The following is a 3,383-nucleotide window of genomic DNA, read 5'->3' on the forward strand; positions in this document are numbered from 1 at the left end:
GGGCCGCCCTTGTCGTATTGGCATTGGAGTGAGCGTGAACGCGCCCGAATCGATCGAACCGAAGCTGTCTTCCGGCGTGGCGACGCGCTATGCGGGGGCGGCGGCCGGCCCGGCCCGCCCGCTGGCCGAGGCCGAGCTGGCCGCGCGGCGCCAGCGCTCGCGGCGCGCGACCTTCATCAAGTGGCTGCGCAAGGTGCATGGCTGGGTGGGGCTGTGGGGCGCGGTGCTGGGCCTGATGTTCGGCGTGACCGGTTTCGTGATGAACCATCGCGCGCCGCCGCTGAAGATCTCGCCGGGCGCGCCGCGCGTGAGCGAGGTGCAGATGCCCCTGCCCGTGCCGGCGCCCAAGTCGCCCGCCAGGCTCGAGGCCTGGCTGATCAAGGAGCTGAAGTTCGATGCCGGCCGCACGCGGATCCGCAAGGAAGCGGCGCAGCCGGTGGAATGGGGCGATCGCAGCGTGATGCAGCCCGAGCACTGGCAGATCACGCTGTTCAAGCCGGGCGCGAACGTGGTGGCCGACTACTGGGTCGGCAGCCAGGCGATCTCCCTCAAGCGCAGCGACAACTCGCTGATGACCACCCTCACCAACCTGCATCGCGGCGTGGGCATGAATATCTTCTGGGTGCTGCTGATGGACACCATCGCCGGCTCGATGATCCTGCTCTCGCTGACCGGCGTGCTGCTGTGGACCGAGCTCAACAAGCGCCGCACCATCGGCGTGGTGCTGGTGGCCGGCTCGATCACGGCGGCGCTGCTGGCGGGATTGAGCTGACGGGCGGCGGTTTCGCGGCAAGATTCGCGGCGAGATTCGCGGCAGGATTCGCGGCGGCGGCGCATCCGGCCGCATCAAGCAAAAAGGCTCGTCGACGACGAGCCTTTTTCGTGGGCGCCGCGCCCGCGCGAGCGGGCGGCGGGCCTGGCCGGGAGGCGAGGCTCAGTGCTGCGCGCCGCCCTGGGCGATCTTCGCGTTGCGACGCGAGTAGACGAAGTAGATCACCAGGCCGATCACCAGCCAGATGCCGAAGGCCTTCCAGGTCACCGCGCTGAGGTTCAGCATCAGGAACACGCAGGCGGCCACGGCCAGCACCGGCACCACCGGCACGCCGGGGCAGCGGAACGCGCGCGGTAGGTCCGGGCGCGTGCGGCGCAGCACGATCACCGCGATCGAGACCATCGAGAAGGCCGCCAGCGTGCCGATGTTGATCAGCTCGGCCAGCACGTTGAGCGGGATCAGCGCGGCGATCAGCGCGCACAGCAGGCCGATGATCCAGGTCGCCAGGAACGGCGTCTGGAAGCGCGGATGCACGCGCGAGAGCACGGCCGGCAGCAGGCCGTCGCGCGACATCGCGTAGGTGACGCGGGTCTGGCCGTAGGTCATCACCAGGATCACGGTCAGCATGCCGATCACGGCGCCCAGGTCGATGAAGCCGGCCACCCAGTTCTGGCCCGCCACCTGCAGCGCGTAGGAGATCGGGTGCGTGATGCCGGCGTATTGCGCGGAAGGCACGATGCCGGTGGCGATGGCCGCGACCGCCACGTACAGCACCGCGCACACGCCCAGCGAGGCGATGATGCCGATCGGCAGGTCGCGCTTGGGATTCTTCACTTCCTCGGCGGCCGAGGACACCGCGTCGAAGCCGATGAAGGCGAAGAACATCACCGCCGCCGCGCCGAACACGCCCGGCCAGCCATGCGGCATGAACGGCGTCCAGTTGGCGGGCGTCACGTGGAACACGCCCACCGCGATCACCAGCAGCACCACCGCCACCTTGATGAACACCATCACATTGTTGACGCGCGTCGATTCGCGGATGCCCAGCGAAAGCAGGGTGGTGATCGCCATCATCACCACGAAGGCGGGCAGGTCGAAGTAGGTGGTCACGCCGGGCACCGAGTTGGGCGCGGCGGTGAGCACGGTGGGCAGCATCACGCCGAAACCCTTGAGCAGGGACTGCGCGTAGCCCGACCAGCCGACCGACACGGCCGAGGCGGCCAGGCTGTATTCGAGCATCAGGTCCCAGCCGATGATCCAGGCCACCAGCTCGCCGAGCGTGGCATACGAATAGGTGTAGATCGAGCCGGCCACCGGGATGGTGGAGGCGAATTCGGCGTAGGCGAGCGCGGACAGCCCGCATGCGATCGCCGCCACGATGAACGAGACCATCAGCGCCGGCCCGGCCTGGACCGCGCCCGTGCCGGTCAGCACGAAGATCCCCGTGCCGATGATGGCGCCGATGCCGAGGAAGGTGAGGTCGACGGCGCCGAGCGCCTTCTTGAGGCCGGCGCGCTGGGCGCCGGCGATCATCTGGTCGACGTTTTTCTTGCGAAGAAGTGACATGCGGATTGAATGACGTGAGTCGCGGCCGACGGCTGCGGATTATGGTTATGGTCGGTGGAACCCCGGCATTCTAGCCGATCCGTTTCGGTTGCCCTATTCGGGTTGCACCTACATTCGTCTAATGAAAACAGGGGCTTGCGCGCGATGCGCGGGCGCTTGGGGAAGGGCGGGGATGGGCGGCGGAGTCGCCTGGGGCGGCCCTCGGAATGGCGGGCCGCCGCGGCGGGTTCAGGCGCCGGCCGGGGTGGGCGGCGCCATCTCGAGCAGGCGGTTGCTCATCGCGTAGAAGGTCAGCTCGGCGTTGTTCGACAGCTTCATCTTCTCGAGCAGGCGCGTGCGATAGACGCTGACCGTCTTGACCGACAGCGAGAGGGTGACGGCGATGTCGGTGAGCCGCTTGCCCGAGGCCAGCATGCAGAGCGTCTGGTATTCGCGGTCGGACAGCTTCTCGTGCGGCAGCGGCTCGTTCTCGAACGAGACGTATTCGGCCAGCGCCTCGGCCAGCGCCGGGCTCACGTACTTGCGGCCGGCCGCCACCTGCTGGATCGCCGAGATCATCTGCGCGGCGTTGACCGTCTTCGACAGGTAGCCGGCCGCGCCGGCCTTCAGCGCGCGCACCGCGTACTGGTCCTCGCGGTACATCGAGAACATCAGCACCGGGGTGGACGGCAGCTTGCGCTTGAGGCGCTTGAGCACCTCCACGCCGTTGATGTCGGGCAGCGAGATGTCGAGCAGGATCACGTCGAAGCTGCCCTTGTCGGCGGCCGCGAGCGCCTCGGCGCCCGATTCGGCCTCGGCCACCTCGTCCGCCACGCGGCGGTCGAGCAGCAGTTGCCGGATTCCCTGGCGGACGATCGCGTGATCGTCCACGAGCAACAGATTCAGCGCCATCGCGTCTCCTCAGCAGCCCGAAGCATGTGCCGATGCGCGCGGCGCGGCCAGCAGCGCATCCCAGGCGAAGCGCGCGCGCAGCACGGTGCCGCCGCCCTCGGGCGGCTGGTGCGCGAGCGTGCCGCCGAACGCGACGCAGCGCGCGCGCATGTGG

General features: G+C 68.8%; 3 protein-coding genes and 1 pseudogene. 1 reads left to right on the top strand and 3 read right to left on the bottom strand.

Annotation, left to right across the window (positions count from 1 at the left end):
- Positions 1-76: 76 nt before the first annotated feature.
- Entirely contained in the window at positions 77-772 is a 696-nt protein-coding gene (locus F3J10_RS34915) for a PepSY-associated TM helix domain-containing protein (RefSeq protein ID WP_230676320.1), read from the top strand.
- A 162-nt stretch (positions 773-934) separates the two neighbouring features.
- On the opposite strand, the gene F3J10_RS34920 is transcribed toward F3J10_RS34915, so the two are convergent.
- The 3 genes and pseudogenes from F3J10_RS34920 to F3J10_RS36495 all read right to left on the bottom strand — a co-directional run.
- A complete protein-coding gene (locus F3J10_RS34920; RefSeq protein WP_167243989.1) occupies positions 935-2,338 on the bottom strand; it encodes an amino acid permease in 1,404 nt (467 codons plus the stop codon).
- A gap of 228 nt (positions 2,339-2,566) precedes the next feature.
- Positions 2,567-3,229 (bottom strand): response regulator transcription factor RqpR, encoded by a 663-nt coding sequence (gene rqpR / locus F3J10_RS34925; RefSeq protein WP_105828393.1) that lies wholly within the window; start codon positions 3,227-3,229, stop codon positions 2,567-2,569.
- Between the two features lie 9 nt (positions 3,230-3,238).
- Positions 3,239-3,383, bottom strand: a pseudogene (locus tag F3J10_RS36495) (sensor histidine kinase); the annotation flags it as partial.

Origin of the sequence: Burkholderia sp. Cy-637 (assembly GCF_011753175.1) — a bacterium.
GTDB classification, from domain to species: Bacteria; Pseudomonadota; Gammaproteobacteria; order Burkholderiales; family Burkholderiaceae; genus Burkholderia; species Burkholderia gladioli.

Bases quoted from the DNA above. Each gene is read 5' to 3' on its own strand.
- F3J10_RS34920 (WP_167243989.1), bottom strand. From the start codon at position 2,338: ATGTCACTTCTTCGCAAGAAAAACGTCGACCAGATGATCGCCGGCGCC.
- rqpR (WP_105828393.1), bottom strand. From the start codon at position 3,229: ATGGCGCTGAATCTGTTGCTCGTGGACGATCACGCGATCGTCCGCCAG.